This window comes from Pseudoduganella sp. jia 9, from assembly GCF_055502615.1.
In genome coordinates, this window is sequence record NZ_JBUPWE010000022.1 from 18905 (window position 1) to 42366 (window position 23462).

Sequence of the window (23462 nt, forward strand, 5' to 3'; positions counted from 1 at the left end):
GGCGTCTACTTCTCAGGAGAAAGTCATGTTTATGCATGCCAACGTAGCGAGCGAAGCCAACATCAATGCAGCGCTGACGTTCCATCATCAGCTGTCGATCTATCTCAAGGATTCGAATGCCTATGGAAATACGTATTTTGCGCGTTATTTCGAATGGCAAGGCATCTGCCGCGAGAAATGGTTTTATGAGTGCATTTCACGCGACATGTTGCAGCAGGAGGGCGTCTTCATCACCAAACATGCCGAGCAGGACTTCTTACAGGAAACCTTCCCTTTCCAGGACATCACCTGTGAAGTCAACAGCTACGACATCAAACGCTGTTCGTTCTGGCTCGAATTCCGCTTCCATGCGAACGGCGAACTGGTGGCCAGGGGGCGCCAGCAACTCGTGTTCGCCAGCCACACCAAGCAGATCAAGGCATTGCCCGAACTGGTCCTGAAACGTATCGGGCGCTATGCCTTGAAGAAGTAATGGCGGAATTGGACACCGTTCCGGCGCGAACATCGCCGCACCGGCCGTACAGCAGACATCAGTCTTCACCTGGCAACAACACGCATGCCCAAACAATGCAGCGTACCGCCCAGGCAGTAACGATCACGGCACGCGCTGCTGCGCGATCCAGCCATCGATCTTCGCTTCCAGCAAACTCAGCGGCAATGTGCCGTCACCCAGCACCTGTTCGTGGAACGCCGGCAGGCTGAACCTGTCGCCCAGCGCCGCTTGCGCCCGCTGCCGCAATTCCATGATCTTCAACGCACCGATCTTGTACGCCAGCGCCTGGCCCGGCCATGCCATGTAGCGTTCCGTCTCGCTGCGCGCCACCGCGTCGTAACCCAGCGTGTCTTTCATGTACTGGATCGTCTGTTCGCGGGTCCAGCCTTTCGCATGCATGCCGGTATCGACCACCAGGCGCGTCGCACGCAGCAGTTCGTCGTTCAGGTGGCCGAAGTACTGGGCCGGATCGTCGAACAGCCGCATCTCCCGCCCCAGCGTTTCCGCGTACAGCGCCCAGCCTTCGGTAAATGCCGTGTTGCCGCCGAACTTGCGGAAGTTCGGCAAGCCCAGTTCCTGCATCAGTGCGATGTGGAAATGGTGGCCCGGCTTGCCTTCATGCAGGAACAGCGTCGTCATGCCTGTATTGCCGTATTTGGCGGGATCGGTGACGACGGACCAGAATACGCCGGGCCGCGAACCGTCCGCGGCCGGTGCCGTGTAATGGTCGGATGCCGTATCGCGCGACAATTCCGGTTCCAGCCGCAGATCCAGTTTTGCCTTCGGCAGCAGCGTGAACATCGCCGGCAGCTTTTCATCGAGCACGCCATCGAGCTTGCGGTATACGGCCTGCACCTCGTCCTCCGTCTTGAACGGGAAGAAGCGCGGCTGTTGCGAAACCCAGACCGGCAGGCCGGCAGCGGGGCCGTCATAGCCCAGCTGCGGCCCCAGCTTGGCGAACTCGGCCTGGATGCGCGCCACTTCCTTCAGGCCGATCTCGTGGATCGCTTCCGGCGCCAGGGCGGTCGTGGTGGACTCCGCCACGCGTACCGCATACCAGGCGCGGCCGTTCGGTACCGCCGAAAAGCCGGTGGAGGTGCGGCAGGCCGGAATGTAGTCGTTCTCGATGAAAGCGGCCAGCCGCGCCAGCGCCGGCTGCAGCGCGGCGGCCGCCGCGCGGTAGTCGGCCGTCAGCCGGGTCTGGTCGGCGGCGGAAAAGCCGGCCGGCATGCGCTTGACGGGAGAGTAGTAAATGCTTTCCTCCGGCACCGTGCTGACCAGCTTCCTGAACTGCGGCAGTGCCGAGACCATGATGGCTTTTGGCTGCGTGACGCGGGTCCGCATGCCCTCGCGCATATTGGCGATGGCCTGGTCGATCCAGGCCGGCAGTTGCGTGAGCCGGTTCAGGTAAGCGCGGTATTGCTTCACCGTGGTCAGCGGCTGCGATGCCTCGCCGCTGGCAAAATTCGCCAGTGTCACCGGCAGGCTGTCCATCTGGCTGACCGGCAGCAGGTGGCCCGGATACGGCTGGTACGACAGCAGCGTCCTGAGTTCGAACGCCAGCACGTCGTAGTTGATCCGGTCGCGGTGCGTCAGCTTGTTGCGGTCGATCGTCCGGAGGCGGCGCGTGTAGTCGCGGTAGCGGGCGAACTGCCTGGCCCGCTCGGTCGGGGCGATGGCCATGCCGATCTGGTCGTCGAAGCGGTTGTCGCCGTTGTCGGTGGCATAGACCGGCTCGAAACGGGCGATGGCGTCGTAATACTCGTCCGCCAGCGCCAGGAATTTCTTGCTTTCGGCGGCGGAAACGGCAGCCGAGACCTTGCCGGCCGGTGCCGCCGGCGCCACGGCCGGCATGGTGGCCCGGGCCGGGCCGAAGGCCAGCAGCAGGGCAGCGGCCAGCACGCCCAGCGTGCGCGATTCGATACAGTACTTCATAGGTGAATTCCGAATATGGGTAATGAGAAATGCAGCGGCGCAAGCATAAGCGATCTGCCGCGCTGGCGAAACGGTTATCGCTGGCCTTACGCGGCCGGACAGCGCAAATGTCTGTTCATTTACATAAATTGTATTGCTTTGTCATATCAGTATTGTTGGGATAGCAATGCCATTAGACTAACGTAAAGCTTGTCGCCGACAGGCAATCAAACGTTGTTCACCGCAATCAATCAGGAGCAAGCATGAAGCAATTGTTCGGTCTCGGCCTGCTGGCCGCCGCCCTGTCCGCCCCGCTGCACGCCGCCGCCGACCCGGTCAACTGGATCAACTGGAACGGCAACGTCGCAAAGCATGGCACCATGGACCAGGATGGCAAGACGATCGATGTCACGTACACGGGTGCCGCGGGTACGCCGCATACCGATTATTTCACGCACTTCCCTGGTACCTACCTCAGCGGCGCGGTCAGCAACGGGCCCGGCACCAACGGTTTCCTGCACCTTTCCGGCGGAGAATATGCAATGCAGCACCACGTGCACTTCTCGTCGGCCGTCGTCGATCCCTATATCGCGTTCATCAGCCTGGGCGCCTCCAGCCATGCCGCCAGCTTCACATTCCAGGGCGTGGCCAGTATCGACCTGCTCAGTGAAGGAGGCGGCTCCTGGGGTGACGGCGAGCTGACAGTGGTGGGCAATACCGTTTTCGGCAAGGAAGGCAACGGCGTGGTGCGCCTGAACGGCACCTTTACCGACCTCTACTTTACGACACCCGTGTTCGAGAACTGGTATGGCGCCGCGATCGGCGCTGCCGCCGTCAGTCCGGTCCCGGAGCCGGGCACCTGGGGCATGGTGCTGGCCGGCAGCCTGGTCGTGGCGCTGGCGGGCCGCCGCCGCGGCAGCGACAGGTTCAGGCAGCCGGCATGACGGGAAACCAGCGCCGGAAAACCGCAGCCCGGCGGGAGCCTGGCGTGGAAGGCCATCTCCGCTACCGGAAGAGCGCTCAGGCAGTCAGGCCGGTTGCGAGGTTTCGGCCAGCCGGTGTTCATAGAGCGCCGCCACCACGTCCGACTGCGTGACGATGCCGGCGAAGCGTTCTTCGGCGTCGACGATGGGGATGTGATGCAGGCCAGCGTCGGCCATCAGCGGCACCAGGTCCACGATCGGCGTGTCGGTCTGTGCCACGCGCGGGCGCGCCGTCATGATCTGGCCCACCACTTCCGCCTTTTCCGTATGGGAAAGGCCGGACGGCTTCAGGAAGTCCTTCAGTTTCTCGCGCATGCCGCGGTAGTCGTCCAGCCCGCTGTGCTTGAGGAAATCGCTTTGCGTCACGATGCCGATCACCCGCCGGGCCGGATTGAGCACGGGCAGGGCGGCGATATGGCGGCCGCGCATCGCCTGCCAGGCCTCCGTCAACGGCGTCGCGAATTCCGCCGTCACCACGTCGCGCGACATGATGTCGCCACAGCTGATCACGCCGAAGCGGCGCTGGTAAGCGCGCATTTCCGTTTGCAGGAACAGCGCCTCCAGGTCGTCGCGGCTGATGTCGAGCACCTGGCCATAGCGCCGCAGCACCGCATCCAGGTCTTCCGGCTTGAAGCCCAGCCGCACCGTCGGCACTTCATCCCTGGTGGCATGCGGATTCGGGTGCGACAGCGTTTGCGCGTGCGGATAGCGCCGTCCCGTCAGGTTGTTGTAGACGATCGCCGCCGTGACCAGCAGCAGGGAATCGACCAGCACCGGGCCCAGTGCGAACGAGAAGCCGGCCGCATGCACGGCGGGGCCGCCGATCACGGCGGTCAGCGCCGCTGCGCCGCCGGGCGGGTGCAGGCAGCGCGTGAAAAACATCGTGGCAATGGCCAGCGCCGTGCCCAGCGCCGCCAGGGCGGGCAGCGGCAGCAGGTGGCCCAGCCAGCGCACGCAGGCGGCAGCGACAAGGGCGGAAATGACATTGCCGCCAATCACCGACCAGGGTTGCGCGAGCGGACTGGCGGGCAGGCAGAACAGCAACACGGACGAGGCACCCATCGGCGCCACCAGCCAGATCGCATCTTCGCCCAGCATCAAGTGCGCCACGGTGCCCGTGACGAGGAGTCCCAGCAAGGCGCCGGCGCTGGCACGCAGGCGTTCGGTTGTACTGGCCGTGCTGGGGGCCGGCAGCAAAACACTAAACAAAGATCTTACACGCATCTTTCGATTATCCCATGGCGGCCCCATGCGCGACCAGATCCAGCGGCAGGGCAGTCGTGTATTTGATCTGTTCCATCGAGAAGGCCGACGACACGCCGGTGAGGTTGGCCACGCGGATCAGCTTCTTGTAGAAGCGGTCGTAGCCATCGATGTCGGTGGTGGCGACTTTCAGCAGATAGTCGACGTCGCCGCTCATCCGGTGGAATTCCATCACTTCGGGCAGCGCGACCACGGCGGCGGCAAACTTCGCCAGCCACTGTTCGTCGTGCTGGCTGGTACGCACGCTGACGAACACTGTGACCGGCAGCCCGGCCTTGCGTCGGTTGACCAGCGCTACCCGCCGATCCAGGTAGCCGTCGTCCTGCAGGCGTTTCAGGCGCTTCCAGCACGGCGTGCTGCTCAGGCCCACCTTCTCCGCCAGGTCGGCCACCGACAGCGTGCCATCCACCTGCAACGCGCCGAGAATCGCGTAATCGAATTTATCCAGATCGTTCATGCCAGGTTTTATCGCAATATAAGAATGAATGTTCTCATTATGTGTCCAAAACAAGTATTTTTGGCATGGCTGCTCCGCCGTTGTCCGATAAGCTGACTGGATGAACGATGAAATATATCTCGACGGAAATGCCACGAGCGCCGTCCTGCCCGCCGCGCTGCGGGCCGCCGTGCTGGCAATGGAAGACCGCTACGGCAATCCCAGCAGCACGCACGCCGCCGGGCTGAGGGCGAAAGCCGTGCTGGATGCCGCGCGTGCGCGCGCCGGCAGGCTGCTCGGCGCTGGCCCGGGCCACGTGATGTTCAACAGCGGCGCCACCGAAGGCATCCAGACAGCCGTGCTGTCCGCCTTGTGCGCTGTGCGTGCGCGCCGCGCCGCCGGGGAGCCGGCCGGCACGCTGCTGGTCTACGGCGCTACCGAGCACAAGGCCGTACCGGAAAGCCTCGCGCACTGGAACGCGCTGCTGGGCCTGGACCTGGAACTCGTGCCGCTGCCGGTCGGGGCAGATGGGCGCCACGACCTGGCGGCGCTGCGCCGGCTGGCGCCTGCCGCGGCGTTCGTCTGCACGATGGCGGCCAACAACGAGACCGGCGTGATCTCGGACCTGGCCGGCATCGCCGCCGCGCTGGAAGGCAGCCCGGCCCTGTGGATGGTCGACTGCGTGCAGGCGCTCGGCAAACTGCCGCTCGATCTCGCCACCACCCGCATCGACTACGCGCCATTCTCCGGCCACAAGCTGTATGCGCCGAAGGGCATCGGCATGCTGTATGTGCGCGCCGGGGCACCGTTCACGCCGCTGATGAAGGGGGGCGGGCAGGAAACCGGCTGGCGCTCCGGCACCGAAAACATGGCGGGTATCGCCGCGCTGGAGGCGGTGCTGGCGGCGCTGGAGTCCGGCAGCATGGCGGACGGGACCACGTTCCGCTCCCACGCCGAACAGTGCGCGTTCCGCGAACGGCTGGCAAGCGCGCTGCGCCTGGCGCTGCCCGGCATCGTCTTCAATGCGCCATTCGACAAGGCGCTGCCGACCACGCTCAATTTTTGCGTACCCGGATTGTCCAGCAAGGAATTGCTGGACCTGTTCGATGCCGCCGCCGTGCGCGTGTCCGCCGGCAGCGCCTGTTCCGCCGCGAAGGCGCAGCCGTCGTATGTGCTCGATGCGATGGGCTTGCCGGAATGGCGCAGCAGCAGTGCCGTGCGGCTGTCGTTCGGCCCGCTGATGGATGAGGCCACCGTGACCGAGGCCTGCGCGCGGATTGCCCGCTGCGGCGATGCCCTGCGCACGGCGGGAATGCTAGGCGAGCCGACGGGGCCACGGCCGGACGGCCTGCTGCAATGGACGGCCGGCGACCGCCATACGTGGCTGGTACTCGACGCCGCCAGCGGCACCTGCGCCGTGATCGATGCCCAGCCGGCGCTGGCCGGGCGCATCGACGGGTTGCTGCGTGCGTACGGTTATCGCGTGGCGGCCCGGCTGTCCACGCGCGACGGCGCCGCGTGGCCGGCACCCGGTGACTGCCTTGCCCTGGGCAGGCAGAGCCTGCGCCGCATCGCGCTCGGCGCCGGTACCCTGTGCTACCTGCTGGGGCCGCAGGGCGAACCGCCGCGCCACGCGTTCATCGGCGATGCCGACCCGTCCAGCCTTGCCGGCCACGTGCCGCCGGAGGTATTGCTCTGTCCGGCCACCGAGGTCCTGTCCACGCTGGGCAACCGCCCGGCACCGGACGGCGGCATCGACCTCGATGCCGCCGGACTGGCGAACCTGCTGCGCCGCCGCCCGGATGCCATGCTGGTGGATGTGCGCGAGCCGCACGAGCACGCGGTCGCCGTGCCTTTCCCCGGCATGCCGGCAACCAGCATTCCGCTCAGCCGGCTGGCCGGCGAAGTGCCGCGCTGGCTGGCACAGCCCGGACAGGTGCCGCTGGTGTTTCTCTGCCGCAGCGGCAACCGCAGCGCACGCGCCGCAGGCTGCCTGCGCCGCCTTGGTTATGAGCAGGCTTACCACCTGCAAGGAGGGATCGCGCTGAGCTGAGCGGTTTTCGTCATCCCTGCAAGTAAAAAGGCGGCCTCGGCCGCTTTTTTTATTTGCGGGGCAGGATTATTTTGCACTGCATCATTGCTATGTACGCTAGCGAACAGTGATGTGGCGTGCGCCCGAATAATATTTCCTGCAACATACTCTCAGCCGTGGCGGGCCGCCTTGCCTGCCGCCCCGAAGCGAGGCTCCCTTGAAAGAACACCTCAAATTGTGGCCCGGCTTCTTTGCCGGATTCCAGGAAGCCTCGCCCGGTTCCGCCGCACCCGATACTGAAGAAGACCTGCCGTTCCGAGCCGAGCTCTACAGTGCTCAGCAGATGGCACAGCACGGCCGAACGCTGGCGGAAACCCATGTGCTGAGCAAGCGCCGCGGCGCCGACCGCCTGCTGGCCCGCCTGAGCGACAACGCCCGGTTATTGCGCGCCACCGCCGAGGAATTGACGGCCGTCGTCAAGGAAGGCCGGCAGATCACGCCCGCATCCGAATGGCTGCTGGACAACTACTACCTGATCGAAGAACAGATCCGTATCGCCCGGCGCCACCTGCCGAAGGGCTACAGCAAGGAACTGCCGCGCCTTGAAAAAGGTGCGGCCGACGGCACGCCGCGCGTATACAAGCTGGCGCTGGAAGTGATTTCCCATGGCGATGGCCGCGTCGACCCGGAAAGCCTGTGCCGCTTCGTCGAGGCTTACCAGGAACTGGCACCGCTGACGCTCGGCGAGCTGTGGGCGATTCCGATCATGCTGCGCCTGGCACTGCTGGAAAACCTGCGCCGGGTGGCCGCGCGCGTTGCCGAGAACCGCTACCAGCGCGACCTGGCGAACAGCTGGGCCGACCAGATGGTGGAGATCGCCGACAAGAATCCATCCGGCCTGATCCTGCTGGTGGCCGACATGGCCCGTTCGAACCCGCCCATCACGAGCGGTTTTGTCGCCGAGCTGGCACGGCGGCTGCAGGGACAGAGCCCGGCGCTGACGCTGGCGCTGACGTGGGTCACGTACCGGCTGGCCGAAACGGGGCAGACGATCGAGCAGCAGATCCAGGCCGAGATCGGCCAGCAGGCAGCCGACCAGGTGTCGATCGCGAACACCATCGGCAGCCTGCGTTTCCTCGGCACGATGGACTGGCAGGAATTCGTCGAAACGATGAGTGCCGTCGAGCGTGCGCTGCGCGAGGATCCGTCCGGCATCTATGGCGCGATGGATTTCGCTACCCGCGACCAGTACCGCCACGTGGTGGAAAAAATCGCGCGCGGCTGTGCGCTGTCCGAAGCACAGGTGGCGCAGGAGGCGGTCGAGCTGGCGCGCGCACACATGGGCAGCGACGATCCGCGCCACGGCCACGTGGGCTTCTACCTGGTCGACAAGGGCGTGCTGCTGCTGGAAAAAAAGGTGGCACGGCGCCGCAAGCCGCGAGAGTCGCTGCGCGCCACCGTGCGCGCCGCACCGCTGACGTCGTACCTCGGCGCGATCTCCGCGCTGTCGGTGATCGCCACCGCGCTGATGGTCGAGCGCGCGATCCGCGATGGCGTGGCTGGCTGGGAAGTCGCCGTGCTGGCCGTGCTGGGGCTGATGGGCAGCAGCCAGCTGGCGCTGGCGCTGGTGAACTGGTTCGCCACCCTGGTCGCGCATCCGAGCCCGCTGCCGCGGATGGATTTCAAGGAGGGCATCCCCTCCGATGCGCGCGCGATCGTCGTCGTGCCTTCGCTGTTCTACAGCCTGGAAAACGTCGACGAACTGTGCGAGCAGCTGGAAGTGCGCTTCCTCGCCAACCGCGATCCGAACCTGCATTTCTGCCTGCTGTCCGACTTTGCCGATGCGCAGGCCGAAACGCTGCCCACCGATGCCGGCCTGCTCGAGCGCGCCCGCGCCCGCATCGAGGAACTGAACCGCAAATACGGCCTGGAAGACAATCCCTGCCCGTTCCTGCTGCTGCACCGGCCGCGCCTGTGGAATCTTGCCGAACGCGCGTGGATGGGCCACGAGCGCAAGCGCGGCAAGCTGGCCGACCTGAACCGCTTCCTGCGCGGCGGCGCGCGTGACCGCTTCACGCTGGTCGTCGGCGAGAGCGGCCAGCTGCACACGGTGAAATACGTCATCACGCTGGATGCCGACACCCAGCTGGCGCGCGATTCGGCACGCCAGTTCATCGCCACCATGAAACACCCGCTGAACCAGCCAAGGATCGACGCGCGCACCAACCGCGTGCTGTCCGGCTACGGCATCCTGCAGCCCCGCGTGGCCGTCAGCCTGCCCAGCCCGAACGCTTCGCTGTACGAGCGCCTGTGTGGCGGCGAGCCGGGCATCGACCCGTACACGCGCACCGTGTCCGACGTGTACCAGGACGTGTTCGCCGAAGGCTCGTTCATCGGCAAGGGCATCTACGACCTGGACGTGTTCGAGAAAGTGCTGGGCGAGCGCTTCCCGGAAAACCGCATCCTGTCGCACGATCTGCTGGAAGGCTGCTACCTGCGCGCCGGACTGCTGTCCGACGCCCAGCTGTACGAGCAGTATCCGCAGCGCTACCAGGAAGACGTGAGCCGCCGCCATCGCTGGATCCGCGGCGACTGGCAGCTGGCCGGCTGGCTGTTCGGCCGGGTGCGTACCGCGATCGGCGCGCGCGAGAACAACCCGCTGTCGGCACTGTCGCGATGGAAGCTGTTCGACAATCTGCGCCGCAGCCTGGTGGCACCGGCGCTGACGCTGTCGCTGCTGTTCGCCTTCGCGGTACTGCCGCATCCGTGGTTCTATACCAGCATGGTGCTGGCCATCATCTTCGTGCCCGCCATCGCCGCCGCGCTGTACGACCTGGCGCACAAGTCGCCGGACACGCTGTGGCGGCAGCACCTGCCGAACGCGCTGCGCCGCAGCGGACTGCAGTTCGCCCACGGCGTGCTGTCGCTGGTCTTCCTGCCCTACGAGGCGTATGTCAGCCTCGACGCGATCGTGCGCACCGCCTGGCGCCTGCTGGTGTCGAAGAAGCACCTGCTGCAATGGCGCCCGTCGGCACTGTCGCGCGCCAACGGCGGCCTGGGCGCCAGCTGGCGGGCAATGTGGGTCTCGCCGGCGCTGGCGCTGGCGGCCGGCGCCGCGCTGCTGCTGTGGCGCGGGGCGGCGTTCGGGCCTGCCGTGATCTTCCTCGTCGCCTGGCTGGTGGCGCCGGTGGTGGCATGGTGGATCAGCCGTCCGGTCGAGCGCCTGGAAGCGCAGCTGGACAACGACCAGCGCCGGTTCCTGCACGTGTTGGCGCGCAAGACATGGGCATGGTTCGACACCTTCGTGGGGCCGGACGACCACTGGCTGCCGCCCGATAACGTGCAGGAACACCCCGGCACCGTGATCGCGCACCGCACGTCGCCCACCAATATCGGCATGGCGCTGCTGGCCAATGTCAGCGCCTACGATTTCGGCTACGTCACGCTGGCGCAGCTATTGCAACGCACCCGCAACACACTGGACACGATGGGCCAGCTGGAACGCTACCAGGGCCACTTCTACAACTGGTACGACACCCAGTCGCTGAAACCGCTGCATCCGGTCTACGTGTCGACCGTGGACAGCGGCAACCTGGCCGGCCACCTGCTGGTACTGCAGGCAGCGCTGCTGAACGCCGCGGACGATCCGATCGTCGGGCCGCAGGTGGCAACCGGGCTGGAAACCACGCTGGCGGTGCTGGAGGAAGCGCTGGCTGGCGTCGAAGGCGTCGATGCCGCGGCGATGGCGGCGCTGCGCGAAGCGGTGGCACCGCCGCAGCCACTGTATCCGTCGAACCTGCCGGAGCTGCGCACCTGGCTGGAGCGCGCCACCACCGGCGCCGAGGCATTTGCCGCCAATGCCGGACTGGCGAACGACAGCACGGCGCGCATGTGGGCCGGTGCACTGGCCGCGCAGTGCCGTGCCGCCTTCGACGAGCTGAACCTGCTGGCGCCGTGGATCGGCGACGGCACCGGGACGGTGCTCGATACCGTGCTGCTGAAGGTACCGACCTTGCGCGAGCTGGCGTCGTATCCGCCAGCCGGCGCGCCGCTGTCGGACCTGGCGCCGGGCGAGCGCGAGCGCCGCGAGCAGCTCGGCACGCTGCTGGAGCAGGGCGCCGTGGTGGCGCGCGAACGCATCGCGCACCTGGACGAACTGGCCATGCAGGCCTGCAGTTTCGCCCAGGTCGACTATGGCTTCCTGTTCAACCGCACCACCAAGCTGCTGGCGATCGGCTACAACGTCAGCGAACGGCGGCTCGACGCCAGCTATTACGACCTGCTGGCATCCGAGGTGCGGCTGGCCAGCTACGTGGCGGTGGCGCAGGGCCAGCTGCCGCAGGAGCACTGGTTTGCGCTGGGCCGGCAGCTGTGCATCGTGCACGGCCAGCCGGTGCTGATGTCGTGGAGCGGCTCGATGTTCGAGTACCTGATGCCGCTGCTGGTGATGCCGACCTACCCGAGCACGCTGCTGGACCAGACCTACCGCTCGGTGGTGACGGCGCAGATCGAATACGCGCGCCAGCGCAATGTGCCGTGGGGCGTATCCGAATCCGGCTATACCACCGTGGATGCATCCATGAATTACCAGTACCGCGCGTTCGGCGTGCCCGGCCTGGGCATGAAGCGCGGCCTGGCGGACGACCTGGTGATCGCGCCGTATGCATCGATGATGGCGCTGATGGTGGATCCGGAAGCGGCATGCCAGAACCTGCAGAAGATGGCCGGCCTCGGCTTCATGGGGCGCTACGGCTTCTACGAGGCGATCGACTACACCCCGGCGCGGCTGCCGCGCGGCCAGTCGTTCGCGGTCGTGAAATCGTTCATGGTGCACCACCAGGGCATGGGCTTCCTGGCGCTGTCGTACCTGCTGCACGACCGGCCGATGCAGCGCCGCTTCGAATCGGACCCGATGCTGCAGTCGGCGCTGCTGATGCTGCAGGAACGCAGCCCGCGGATCGGCGGGTTCTTCTCGACCAGTTCCGAGCAGGCCGCGGCCGTCCGCCAGGGCGCGCAGGACACCGCGCCGGTGCGCGTGCTGTCCAACCCGAACACGGCCGTGCCGGAAGTGCAGTTGCTGTCGAACGGCCGCTACCACGTGATGGTGACCGCGGCGGGCGGCAGCTACAGCCGCTGGCGCGACCTGGCCGTGACGCGCTGGCGCGAGGATGCCACGCGCGACAACTGGGGGCAGTTCTGCTATGTGCGCGACGAGGATGGCCACTTCTGGTCGAACACCTACCAGCCAACGCTGGCCGAACCGGAACACCACGAGGTGATTTTTTCGGAAGGCCGCGCCGAGTTCCGGCGTACCGACCGGGGCATCGACCTGTACACCGAAATCGTGGTTTCCCCGGAAGACGATATCGAGATGCGCCGGCTGCGCGTGACGAACAATTCGAACCGGCCGCGCACGCTCGAGCTGACCAGCTTTGCCGAAGTGGTGATGGCGCCGGCCGCGGCGGATGCCGCGCACCCGGCGTTCTCGAAACTGTTCGTGCAGACCGAGATCCTCGGCGACGACAGTGCCATCCTGTGCACGCGGCGCCCGCGCGGCAAGGGCGAGCAATCGCCGTGCATGCTGCACGTCATGACGGTGCACGATGCCGAGGTGGTCGAGGTATCGTACGAAACCGACCGGGCCCACTTCATCGGCCGCGGCAACACGGTTCGCGCACCGCGCGCACTGATCGAGCCCGGGCCGCTCTCCGGCGCGCAAGGCTCCGTGCTGGATCCGGCGGTGGCGATCCGCTACCGGATCACGCTGCAGCCCGACCAGATGGCCACCGTCGACATCGCCACCGGCATGACCGAAACGCGCGAGGCGGCGCGCCACCTGATCGACAAGTACCAGGACCGCCACATGGCCGACCGGGTGTTCGAGCTGGCGTGGACCCACAGCCAGGTGGTATTGCGCCAGCTGAACGCCAGCGAGGCCGATGGCCAGCTGTACAGCCGCCTGGCGAACCACGTGATCTATCCGAATGCCGCGCTGCGCGCCGATCCCTCGGTGCTGATCAGGAACCAGCGCGGCCAGTCGAACCTGTGGCCGTATGCAATCTCCGGCGACCTGCCGATCGTGCTGCTGCAGGTGAAGGATTCGGCCAACATCGAAGTGGCGCGGCAGATGGTGCAGGCGCACTCGTACTGGCGCCTGAAGGGCCTGACCGTCGACCTGGTGATCTGGTTCGAGGACACCTCCGGCTACCGCCAGGCGCTGTACGACCAGATCATCGGCATGATCGCTTCGGGCATCGATGCGCAGGCGATCGATCGCCCGGGCGGCATTTTCGTGCGGCCGCTGGAACAGATCTCGAGCGAAGACCGCATCCTGCTGCAGACGGTGGCGCGGGTGATCGTCAACGACGCGCGCGGCCAGCTGGCCGAGCAGATCAAGCGTTCCGGGCCGCCGGCGCTGCGCATGCCGCCACTGCTGGCCGACGCGCGCGGCGAATACGACGATGCCGGCCCGGCCACCCACGTGCCGCACGACCTGATCCTGTGGAACGGCTTCGGCGGCTTCACGCCGGACGGACGCGAGTACGTGATCGTCACCGGCCACGGCCGCGTCACGCCTGCGCCATGGTCGAACGTGCTGGCCAACCCGCTGTTCGGCAGCGTGATCTCGGAAAGCGGGCAGGCCTATACGTGGCACGAGAACGCCCATGAGTTCCGGCTCACGCCCTGGCACAACGATCCGGTCACCGATGCCGGCGGCGAGGCGTTCTACCTGCGCGACGAAGCCAGCGGCCATTTCTGGTCGCCCACGCCATTGCCGGCGCGCGGCAGCGGCGATTACGTGACGCGCCACGGCTTCGGCTACAGCAGGTTCGAACACACCGAGGCCGGCATCATGTCGGTGCTGACGACCTATGTATCGAACGATGCGCCGTTGCGCTACACCGTGCTGAAGGTGCGCAACGAATCGCCGGTGGCGCGCAAGCTGTCGGCCACCGGGTATGTCGAATGGGTGCTGGGCGAGATGCGCGCGAAGTCCGGCATGCACATCGTGACCGAGCTCGACACGGTCAGCGGCGCGCTGTTCGCCCGCAACCCGTACAACACGGAATTCTCGGGCCGGGTGGCATTCTTCAATGTCGACGCGGCGACGCGCACGGTGACGGCGGACCGTACCGAGTTCCTGGGCCGGAACGGCACGCTGGCCAGCCCGGCGGCGCTGCGGCGGCAACGGCTGTCCGGCAAGGTCGGAACGGCACTCGATGCATGCGCGGCGCTGCAGGTGCCGTTCGAGCTGCTGCCGGGCGAGGAGCGCGAGCTGGTCTTCGTGCTGGGCATGGGGGGGCGCCGCAATGCCGACGCCAGCACGATGGTGCAGAAGCACGGCGGTGCCGGCGCCGCGCGCGACGCGCTGGCCGCCGTGCACGCGCACTGGCAGGCCACGCTGGGCGCGGTGCGCATCGCCACGCCGGAGCCGGCGCTGGACGTGATCGCCAACGGCTGGCTGATGTACCAGACCATCGCCTGCCGCTTGTGGGCGCGCAGCGGCTATTACCAGTCCGGTGGCGCATTCGGCTACCGCGACCAGCTGCAGGACGCGATGGCGATGGTGCATACCGAACCGCAGCTGCTGCGCGAGCACCTGGTGCTGTGCGCGGCGCACCAGTTCGCCGAGGGCGACGTGCAGCACTGGTGGCATCCGCCGACCGACCGCGGCGTGCGTACGCACTGTTCGGACGACTACCTGTGGCTGCCGCTGGCCACTGCCCGCTACGTGACGGTGACCGGCGACCTGTCGGTGCTCGACGAAACGGCGCACTACCTGGAAGGCCGGCCGGTAAAACCGGACGAGGATTCGTATTACGACATGCCGGGGCGCTCGCCGCTGGCCGAAAGCCTGTACCAGCATTGCGTGCGGGCGATCCGCCATGGCCTGCGCTTCGGCGTGCATGGCCTGCCGCTGATCGGCTCCTGCGACTGGAACGACGGCATGGACAAGGTCGGCGCGGAAGGAAAGGGAGAAAGCGTGTGGCTGGCGTGGTTCCTGATCGACGTGCTGCGCCAGTTCGCCGTGGTGGCGGAACGGCGCAGCGATGCCGGCTTTGCCGACGAATGCCGGGCCGAGGCGGTGAAGCTGTCGGAAAACGTGGAACGCAATGCGTGGGACGGCCAGTGGTATCGCCGCGCCTATTTCGACGACGGCACGCCGCTCGGCTCGCATGAAAACGACGAATGCCAGATTGACTCGATCTCGCAGAGCTGGGGCGTGCTGTCCGGCGCCGCCGATCCCGAACGCGTAAAAGGCGCGATGGCGCAGGTGGACGCGCGGCTGGTGCGGCGCGACGGCGGCTTCATCCAGCTGCTCGACCCGCCATTCGACAAGGCCGACCCGAACCCCGGCTACATCCAGGGCTATGTGCCGGGCGTGCGGGAAAATGGCGGCCAGTACACCCACGCCGCGGTGTGGACCGTGATGGCGTTCGCGGCGCTGGGCGATACCGCGAAGGCGTGGGAGCTGATGCGGCTGATCAACCCGGTGCAGCATGCGTCCAGCGCGGAAAACGTGGCTGTCTACAAGGTCGAGCCGTATGTGGTCACGGCCGACATCTACGGCGTCGAGCCGCACGTGGGGCGCGGCGGCTGGAGCTGGTACACGGGATCGTCCGGCTGGATGTACCGGCTGATCCTTGAATCGCTGCTCGGCGTCACGCGCAACGGCGACCGCCTGTCGCTCGCGCCGCGCATGCCGGACGAGTGGGATGGATTCAGCCTGTCATACCGCTACGGCTCGTCGACCTATGCGATCCGCGTGTCGCGCGGCGCGGCCGGGCTAGCGGTCGACGGCGTGACACAAGAGGGCAACGAGATCGCGCTTGCCGACGACGGCCGCGAACACGCCGTCGAACTGCGCGTGCCGTAAACCAGCTTGCAAAAATAGGGGACGGACCCTGTTTTACAGGAAATTTCCTGGAGACAGGCAGTCCGGCGTTCTGGTTCGTCCCAGTGTTGCCTCAAAAACAGGGTCTGTCCCCAGTTTTGCGGGCCTGCCTTACAAACCCACCGCGGTGCCGGCGCCCATCAGCGTGGCCACGCCCAGCACGACGAAGATGACGGCGGCAATCCCGTGCACCACCTTCAGGTTGACGGCGGTGGCGGCGCGCTTGCCGAGGTACACGGCCGGCACGTTCGCCAGCATCATGCCCAGCGTGGTGCCGACGACGACGGGAACCAGCGCGTCGAAGCGGGCGGCCAGCGCCACGGTGGCGATCTGCGTCTTGTCGCCCATCTCGGCCAGGAAAAAGGCGATCAGCGTGGCGGTGAATACGCCGTAGCGGCTGGCGGGCGTGTCGTCCTCGTCGATCTCGTCCGGCACCATGATCCAGGCGGCCATGGCGATGAAGCCCAGGCCGAGGATCCAGCGCAGCGCATCGGGGCCCAGCAGTTCGGTCAGCCAGGTGCCGACGGCGGCGGCGCAGAAGTGATTGACGATGGTGGCGACGAAGATGCCGCCGACGATCGGCAGCGGGCGCCGGAACTGGGTGGCGAGCACGAAGGCGAGCAATTGGGTCTTGTCGCCGATTTCGGCGAGGGCAACGATGCCCGTGGAGACGAGGAAGGCTTCCATATGGGTGGCGGGGGGCCGGATGTTAACCAAGGATCCATGGGCAGTCCCGGCCCCTTGGTCTATGCGGCCGCCCGTGGATCGTTGGTCTCGCCAGGCCGCGCGCCGATGTGAACATCCGCGCCAGCCACCTGCGCCACGGCCTGCCGGCCGATTGTGTTGACGCAGGTACTACCGGAAAAACCGGCAGGAGGCTACTCCCCAAAGAACGGGCGCCATGATAGCAGAGCCGGCGCCGGGGGAGGGTGAAAATGCCGTTCCATATGCTATTCTGCACCGCGCCCGCACCGGCGATCCCGGTGCCAGCCTGACACTTTCAAAGGAAGCACATGCGAAAACCTTCTCTGCGCCTGGCGCTATCCGCCGCGCTGGCACTGCTCGCAACGGCGGCCCACGCCCAGGATCCGCTCAGCTACGCGCGCTACAACGAAGTGCGCACCACCGACCTGTACCTCGATCTCAAGGCCGATTTTTCCCGCAAGACGCTGACCGGGTACGCCGAGCTGACCCTGAACTGGCTGGACAAGAATGTGCGCACGCTGGTGCTCGATACGCGCCAGTTGAAGATCGCGCGCGTGCAGGTGCAGAACGACGACGGCCGCTGGGTGCCTGCTTCCTACATGCTGGACCGCCCCGATCCGAAAAAGGGCCAGGCGCTGCGCATCTCGCTGCGCAGCCAGCCGAAGAAGGTGCGCGTGTATTACCACACCGCGCCCACCGCTGGGGCGCTGCAATGGCTGACGCCGGTGCAGACGCTGTCCGGCAAGCGCCCGTTCATGTTCAGCCAGTCGCAGGCAATCGAAGCCCGTTCCTGGGCACCGGTGCAGGATACGCCGGCGGTGCGCTTCACTTATGGCGCCCGCATCGAGGCGCCGGCCGGCATGCGCGTGGTGATGAGCGCCGAGAACGACCCGCAGGCCACCGGCGCCGGCGGCTGGAAATTCCGCATGCCGCAGCCGGTGCCGTCGTACCTGCTGGCGATCGCGATCGGCGAGATCGATGTACGCAACGTCGGTCCGCGCTCGGCCGTGTACGCGGAACCGGGCCGCATCGAGGCCGCCGCGTTCGAACTGGCCGACACGGAAAAGATGATCGCCGCCGCTGAATCGCTGTACGGTCCTTACCGGTGGGGGCGCTACGACATGATCGTGCTGCCGCCGTCGTTCCCGATCGGCGGCATGGAAAATCCGCGCATGACGTTCCTGACGCCGACGATGATCGCCGGCGACCGCAGTCTGAATGACCTGATCGCGCACGAACTGGCGCATTCGTGGTCCGGCAACCTCGTCACCAATGCATCGTGGAAGCACTGGTGGCTGAACGAAGGCTTTACCACCTACGTGACGACGCGGATCATCGAGATCCTCTACGGCCTCGAAGTAGCCGACATGAACCTGCAGGTGGAGCAGGAAGAAGCGCTGGCGTCGCTGAAGGACATCCCGGCGGCGAAGCAGGCCTTGCTGACGCGCGACCCGGACGTCAATCCGGATACGTACACCGATGAAGGCCTCGCGTATCCAAAGGGCGCCTGGTTCCTGCGCACGCTCGAGCAGCGTGCCGGCCGCGAGGTGTTCGACCCGTTCCTGCGCGGCTGGTTCGACCAGCATGCGTTCCAGTCGGCCACCACCGAGCAGTTCCTCGCCTACCTGCGCACCAACCTGCTGGACAAGCATCCCAACGTGATGTCGCCGGCGGAGCTCGACGAATGGCTGTACGGCCCGGGCATTCCGGCCACCGCGCAGCGCGTGGTATCGCAGCGCTTCCAGGCCGTCGATGCCCAGCGTGCCGCATGGCTGAAGGGCGAACAGGCAACCGCCGACCTGACCGCGCGCGGCTGGAGCGCCCCCGAGTGGATGCACTTCCTGAACGACATCGACAACAAGGCCAGTGCCGACCAGTTGCGCGAGCTGGATCAGACTTTCGGGCTGAAGACCAGCAAGAACAACGAGATCGCCTACCGCTTCTACCTGGCGTCCGTGCATGCCGGCTACGACGTGCGCGAGCAGCTCGACACCTTCCTGATGAGCGTGGGCCGCCAGAAATTCGTGGTGCCGCTGTATACCGCGCTGCTGAACAATTCCAGGGATGCGGCCTGGGCGAAGAGTGTGTTTGCCAAGGCGCGGCCCCGTTATCACCCCGAAACGCAGAAGTCGGTCGACAAGCTGCTGAAGAAATAATCGAGCAAAGCAAGGAGCAAGGATGCTGTTGAAGAAAACCACCGCCGCGCTGGTGCTGTGCGCCTGCGCGTCGTTTGCCACCGTCAGTGCCCCGGCGCTGGCGTTCGATACCGCCGCCGCCGCGGAGACCATTACCGCGGCGCCGACCTTCGACCTGGCGCGCGACGTCGGGCGCGCATTGAAGACGTTCGACGTGCCCGGCATCGCGATCGCGATCGTCAGGGACGGCAAGGTGGTTGCCGCGCAGGGCTTTGGCGTGCGCCGGCTGGGCGACCCGGCGCCGGTCACGGCGAAAACGCAGTTCGAGATCGCGTCGAACTCGAAGGCATTTACCGCCGTGGCGCTGGCGAAACTGGTCGATGAGGGCAAGCTCGATTGGGACGATCCGGTCATCAAGCATCTGCCGGATTTCCGCATGCACGATGCCTACGTGACGCAGGAAATGACGGTGCGCGACCTGCTGACGCACCGCAGCGGCCTGGGGCTCGGTGCCGGCGACCTGCTGTGGTGGCCGACGACGACGTTCTCCACCGACGAGATCATCCACAACCTGCGCCACGTGAAGCCGGCCACCAGCTTCCGCGCCAGCTACGCCTACGACAACCTGCTGTATATCGTGGCGGGCCGCATCATTGCTCAGAAATCCGGCAAGAGCTGGGGCGAGACGGTACAGGCGCAAATACTGGAGCCGCTGGGCATGGCGAACACCACCACCAGCGTGGCCGCGATGCTGAAAACCGCCGACTACTCGGCGCCGCACAGCAGGATCGATGGCCGGCAATCGGTCGTCAAGCCAATGCCGGTCGATAACGCGGTGGGCGCCGTCGGCATCAATACCAGTGCCGAGGACATTGCGAAATGGATGAACGCGCTGCTGGCCGGCGGCGAACTGCCAGGCGGGCAACGGCTGTTCTCCGCCGCGCAATCGAAGGAGATCTGGACGCCGGTAACGCCGATGAAGACCGCCGAACCGAAAGGTGCGCTGGCCGCCACGCGCGCGAACTTCAATGCCTACGGCCTGGGCTTCAACATCCGCGATTACCGCGGCAAGAAGCTGGTGCTGCACGGCGGCGCGCTGCAGGGCTTTTATTCGCGCGTGCTGATGGTGCCTGAAGAGAAGCTGGGCATCGCGATCTTCACGAACGCCGAGAACAGCGGTTCGATGACGTCGCTGCAATGGCGCATCCTCGACCACTACCTTGGCGCGGCACCGACCGACTGGATCGGCATCATCGCCGCCGAGGAACAGGAACGGCTCCGCAAGGACAGGGAAAAGACCGGCAAGGCCGCTGCCGCCCGCGCCGCCGGCTCGAAGCCCTCGCTGCCGCGCGCGTCGTACGATGGCGAGTACAGCGACCCATGGTACGGCAAGGTCGTCATCCGGCACGAAGGGAAGAAGCAGCTGATGCAGTTTTCGCGCACGCCGGACCTCGTCGGCGAGATGGATCACTTCCAGCACGACACATTCATCGTGCGCTGGAAGGAACGCAATTTCAACGCCGATGCCTATGTGACGTTCGCGCTGAACCCGGATGGCTCGATCGAGCGCGCGAAGATGTCCGCCATCTCCGACGAAACCGACTTCAGCTACGACTTCCACGACCTCGCGCTGACGCCGGTAAAGGCCAGGAAAGCCGATTGACCCTGCCAGCCTGCAATGTTGCCAAAAATCGGGGTCAGACCCCGAATTTTGGCAACACTTTTGGTGGCTAGTTGCCTGTCTTGCTGCGCCGCCGCGCAATCGCTCCCACGATGACCAGCCCGCCGAACAGCATCGCGTACGTGGAGGGTTCCGGCACCGGCGCGGTCACGTAGCGCAGGTTGGTGAAGAACATCCCGTTGTTTTCCCATTCGCCCGATACCGTGATCGAGGTGACGGGCCGGTCGAACAGGATGCCGGCGAAGACCGGCACGCTGATGTTGTAGTTGTGAACGTGATTTTCGAAAAACACGTGCGAGCCGTCGTCGAAGGTCACGATCATCGGCGTCGGCTGCAGCGAACCGCCGGGTGAGTACATGCCGCCGCCGATACCGTACACATCGACGCCAAACGCGATGATCGGTTGCGCAAAGGTGAAGGTAGCGCTATCTGGTGGCGCGTAGTAAACGAAGTTGCCTTCTACAAAATTGAAGTGATCGTTATAGCCGCCGAATTCAAAGCTCTCGTTATTGCACCATTGCACTGCATTGCAGGTGAAGGTCACATCGCCCCAGCTCCATGAATCGCCATCGCGGGTAAACGGCCCGGAAAAATCCTGATGCTGGGCGTTGCTGCCGATCAGCGTGTCGAATGGTACGGCGTCTTCGGTAAAGTAACCGCTGGCGTGCGACGTCAATGCCGTCGCAGCAAGCAACAGCCCTGCAAGTGCTTTGCGCATGGTAGCTCCTGGTAAGAGAGGAATGTGAGACCGCGGTAGCGGTCAATTGATGATAGCGCTAGCACTTCCTGTGCGGATGAGCTGGAAAAATTATTTTAAACAGTATAAAAATAAACAACACTTTCGCATTGTCCTGTCCGCCAGGGGGAGGGTAAGCTACCAGACTGCCGGTTCTGCATCCGGGCGCGGCGACGAAACATTGTTGTTGTAACAGTGAGTTTCAGTGAGACTGTTTCATGTGCAAATGCAGCATAATCACGCGGTTGTCATAAAGTGAAAGTTTCCTCGCATGAATGAGCTGATGTTGTCGGTTGCCGCCGTATGCGGATCCATGGTGGTAGGCTTCGTGGTTTTTTGCAGCTTCATGAGCCGCCTCCAGCGCAGGTAGAATCCTGCAGCCGCCGGATTGCATCGACCGGCGGCTGTGCATTCAGCGAATTTCGTCAGCTTCTTCGTCAGCCCGTTTCGTCAGCTCGTCTCGGCAGGTCGGCGCCGGCTTCCGCTGCGAAGCGCGCCATCACTGTTTCACGAATTTCAGCGTCATCCGGTCGCTTTCGCCGATCGCCGCGTATTTAGCGCGCTCCACATCCTTGTTCCCGTAGGTTGGCGGCAACGCCCACACGCCGCCCTGGTGGTCGGCCGTGTCCTTCGGGTTTGCGTTCACTTCCGATTTCGCCATCAGCTTGAAGCCTGACGCCTCGGCGAGCCTGATCACATGGGCTTCGTGCACATAGCCGCTCGATGCCGTCGCATCCTGCGTCTTCGATGCCGGCAGCCGGTGATCGACGACGCCGAACACGCCGCCCGGCTTCAGCGCGTCGTACGCGCTCTTGAACACACCTTTCAGCCGTGCGTCGCCTTCATCGGCCCAGTTGTGCACGTTGCGGAAGGTGAGCACCATGTCCGCGCTGCCCTTCGGCGCGTAGCTGAACACGCCGTTGGCCGGTTCGAACGCACCCAGCTGCACCTTGCCGAAGGCGGCCGGATTGGCGTCGAGCCTTTCCTTGAAGCGTGTGCCGGCGCGTGCCACGTTGGCCGCCTTCGATTCCGGCGTCGCGCCGGCGGCAATCAGCTTGCCCCGCTCGCGCAGGTACGGGGCCAGGATCTCCGTGTACCAGCCGGCACCGGGCGACAGCTCCACCACCGTCATGTCGGGCCGGATGCCGAAGAAGGTCAGCGTTTCGTATGGGTGGCGGTATGTATCCCGTTTCACGTTCTCCGGGCTGCGCTGGCTGCCGCCGATGGCTGCCTTCAGCGCATCGTCGGCCAGCGCCGGCGCGCTGAAGGTCGCTGCCAGGATGGCAACGGCGAGGATTCGTTTCATGCGATCTCCTTATGAACATATGCGCGGCGCGAGATTGGCCGCGACCCGGCGATGATGTGCAATAAAGACAAGCCGGTCAAGGCAAATGAGGCCAAGCGAGACCCGATGCGTCCAAGTCGGGCCCGGCGGCGGCCGCACGAACGCGTGTAACTTACTCCTGCCAGCGCCGCACGTAGTCCGGTGCGGCGACATTGCAGCCGGCATCCGGCACCGGGGCGCCGCGCGCTTCGCGCAGCGGCAGCACGCCGGCCCAGGCGCGCACACCCATGTCTTCCTGGTCGTCTTCGGGCGGTCCGCTGCGCGTCTTGCAGGCCGCTTCGGCCAGCGCGATGCGCAGCACCGTGGTGGCGGCATATTCATTGTCGTTGCCCGCCCGGATTTCACCCTGCCGGCCGGGCGCCAGGTGCTCCATGAATGCTTCCAGCGCGGCGCGCTTGGTCACGTCGTTGCCGTTTTCATCGACCGCCTCGAAGCGGCCGTAGATCACGGCGCTGCGGTAGTTCATCGAATGGTTGAACGCGGAACGGGCCATCACGAGGCCGTCGACGTGCGTGATCGTCACGCAGCATTCGCCGTCCGCCAGGCGCTTCACCATGCGGCTGCCGTTCGAGCCGTGGATGTACAGGTGCGCACCGATGCGCCAGCATGCCGTCGGAATGCAGTGCACGCCATGCTCGTCGCGAAAGGCCACGTGGCAGATCCAGGCGGCGTCGATGATCGCATGCAGCACGGCTGGATCGTGGCTGGCGCGGTTGGCGGAGCGCTTGACCTGGGTACGGGGCGAAGGGGCGGCAGAGGTGGCTGCCGAAGGGGCTGCGGAAGCGGAAGTAATCATGGTCTCCATTCGGTGAGTTGAGGGCGCACTATAATGGCGCTGCTGGC

General features: G+C 65.7%; 13 protein-coding genes and 1 riboswitch. Of the genes, 6 read left to right on the forward strand and 7 right to left on the reverse strand.

The features are described 5' to 3' along the window. The first annotated feature begins 25 nt into the window (after positions 1-25). Complete coding sequence (locus ACY34H_RS25580) at positions 26-472, forward strand: acyl-CoA thioesterase (protein ID WP_464980280.1); 447 nt, start codon at positions 26-28, stop codon at positions 470-472. Positions 473-595: 123 nt separating this feature from the next. On the opposite strand, the gene ACY34H_RS25585 is transcribed toward ACY34H_RS25580, so the two are convergent. Continuing rightward, complete coding sequence (locus ACY34H_RS25585) at positions 596-2428, reverse strand: DUF885 domain-containing protein (protein WP_464980281.1); 1833 nt, start codon at positions 2426-2428, stop codon at positions 596-598. Between the two features lie 242 nt (positions 2429-2670). On the opposite strand from ACY34H_RS25585, the gene ACY34H_RS25590 reads away from it, so the two are divergent. Beyond that, positions 2671-3351 (forward strand): PEP-CTERM sorting domain-containing protein, encoded by a 681-nt coding sequence (locus ACY34H_RS25590; protein WP_464980282.1) that lies wholly within the window; start codon positions 2671-2673, stop codon positions 3349-3351. An 84-nt stretch (positions 3352-3435) separates the two neighbouring features. On the opposite strand, the gene ACY34H_RS25595 is transcribed toward ACY34H_RS25590, so the two are convergent. Both ACY34H_RS25595 and ACY34H_RS25600 read right to left on the reverse strand, forming a co-directional pair. Then, entirely contained in the window at positions 3436-4614 is a 1179-nt protein-coding gene (locus tag ACY34H_RS25595; RefSeq protein WP_464980283.1) for an HPP family protein, read from the reverse strand. Between the two features lie 7 nt (positions 4615-4621). Further along, the gene (locus ACY34H_RS25600; RefSeq protein ID WP_464980284.1) at positions 4622-5110 is read right to left on the reverse strand and encodes an Lrp/AsnC family transcriptional regulator; all 489 of its coding nucleotides are present in this window, start codon (positions 5108-5110) and stop codon (positions 4622-4624) included. A gap of 100 nt (positions 5111-5210) precedes the next feature. On the opposite strand from ACY34H_RS25600, the gene ACY34H_RS25605 reads away from it, so the two are divergent. Together ACY34H_RS25605 and ACY34H_RS25610 are read left to right on the forward strand one after the other, a co-directional pair. After that, positions 5211-7142 carry an aminotransferase class V-fold PLP-dependent enzyme gene (locus tag ACY34H_RS25605; RefSeq protein ID WP_464980285.1) on the forward strand — a complete coding sequence of 644 codons (1932 nt, stop codon included), beginning with the start codon at positions 5211-5213 and terminating at the stop codon, positions 7140-7142. Between the two features lie 196 nt (positions 7143-7338). Then, on the forward strand, positions 7339-15999 hold the full coding sequence (locus ACY34H_RS25610; protein ID WP_464980286.1) for a glycoside hydrolase family 94 protein: 8661 nt from the start codon (positions 7339-7341) through the stop codon (positions 15997-15999). Between the two features lie 129 nt (positions 16000-16128). On the opposite strand, the gene ACY34H_RS25615 is transcribed toward ACY34H_RS25610, so the two are convergent. Further along, the gene (locus tag ACY34H_RS25615) at positions 16129-16704 is read right to left on the reverse strand and encodes a TMEM165/GDT1 family protein (protein WP_464980287.1); all 576 of its coding nucleotides are present in this window, start codon (positions 16702-16704) and stop codon (positions 16129-16131) included. 12 nt (positions 16705-16716) lie between these two features. Continuing rightward, positions 16717-16916: riboswitch (yybP-ykoY riboswitch) on the reverse strand. 114 nt (positions 16917-17030) lie between these two features. On the opposite strand from ACY34H_RS25615, the gene ACY34H_RS25620 reads away from it, so the two are divergent. Together ACY34H_RS25620 and ACY34H_RS25625 are read left to right on the forward strand one after the other, a co-directional pair. Continuing rightward, positions 17031-18878: a M1 family metallopeptidase gene (locus ACY34H_RS25620; protein WP_464980288.1), complete on the forward strand. Its 1848-nt coding sequence runs from the start codon at positions 17031-17033 to the stop codon at positions 18876-18878. A gap of 22 nt (positions 18879-18900) precedes the next feature. Next, complete coding sequence (locus ACY34H_RS25625; protein WP_464980289.1) at positions 18901-20520, forward strand: serine hydrolase; 1620 nt, start codon at positions 18901-18903, stop codon at positions 20518-20520. Between the two features lie 67 nt (positions 20521-20587). Here the strand turns inward: ACY34H_RS25625 and ACY34H_RS25630 are convergent, their stop codons facing one another. The 3 genes from ACY34H_RS25630 to ACY34H_RS25640 form a co-directional block, all read right to left on the reverse strand. Beyond that, positions 20588-21256, reverse strand: coding sequence for a PEP-CTERM sorting domain-containing protein (locus ACY34H_RS25630; protein WP_464980290.1), 669 nt, complete (start codon positions 21254-21256; stop codon positions 20588-20590). Positions 21257-21773: 517 nt separating this feature from the next. Next, a complete protein-coding gene (locus tag ACY34H_RS25635; RefSeq protein ID WP_464980291.1) occupies positions 21774-22580 on the reverse strand; it encodes a class I SAM-dependent methyltransferase in 807 nt (268 codons plus the stop codon). 151 nt (positions 22581-22731) lie between these two features. Further along, positions 22732-23415: a pyridoxamine 5'-phosphate oxidase family protein gene (locus ACY34H_RS25640; RefSeq protein WP_464980292.1), complete on the reverse strand. Its 684-nt coding sequence runs from the start codon at positions 23413-23415 to the stop codon at positions 22732-22734. Positions 23416-23462: the final 47 nt, after the last annotated feature.

Bases quoted from the DNA above. Each gene is read 5' to 3' on its own strand.
- ACY34H_RS25580 (WP_464980280.1), top strand. From the start codon at position 26: ATGTTTATGCATGCCAACGTAGCGAGCGAAGCCAACATCAATGCAGCG.
- ACY34H_RS25585 (WP_464980281.1), bottom strand. From the start codon at position 2,428: ATGAAGTACTGTATCGAATCGCGCACGCTGGGCGTGCTGGCCGCTGCC.
- ACY34H_RS25590 (WP_464980282.1), top strand. From the start codon at position 2,671: ATGAAGCAATTGTTCGGTCTCGGCCTGCTGGCCGCCGCCCTGTCCGCC.
- ACY34H_RS25595 (WP_464980283.1), bottom strand. From the start codon at position 4,614: ATGCGTGTAAGATCTTTGTTTAGTGTTTTGCTGCCGGCCCCCAGCACG.
- ACY34H_RS25600 (WP_464980284.1), bottom strand. From the start codon at position 5,110: ATGAACGATCTGGATAAATTCGATTACGCGATTCTCGGCGCGTTGCAG.
- ACY34H_RS25605 (WP_464980285.1), top strand. From the start codon at position 5,211: ATGAACGATGAAATATATCTCGACGGAAATGCCACGAGCGCCGTCCTG.
- ACY34H_RS25615 (WP_464980287.1), bottom strand. From the start codon at position 16,704: ATGGAAGCCTTCCTCGTCTCCACGGGCATCGTTGCCCTCGCCGAAATC.
- ACY34H_RS25620 (WP_464980288.1), top strand. From the start codon at position 17,031: ATGCGAAAACCTTCTCTGCGCCTGGCGCTATCCGCCGCGCTGGCACTG.
- ACY34H_RS25625 (WP_464980289.1), top strand. From the start codon at position 18,901: ATGCTGTTGAAGAAAACCACCGCCGCGCTGGTGCTGTGCGCCTGCGCG.
- ACY34H_RS25630 (WP_464980290.1), bottom strand. From the start codon at position 21,256: ATGCGCAAAGCACTTGCAGGGCTGTTGCTTGCTGCGACGGCATTGACG.
- ACY34H_RS25635 (WP_464980291.1), bottom strand. From the start codon at position 22,580: ATGAAACGAATCCTCGCCGTTGCCATCCTGGCAGCGACCTTCAGCGCG.
- ACY34H_RS25640 (WP_464980292.1), bottom strand. From the start codon at position 23,415: ATGATTACTTCCGCTTCCGCAGCCCCTTCGGCAGCCACCTCTGCCGCC.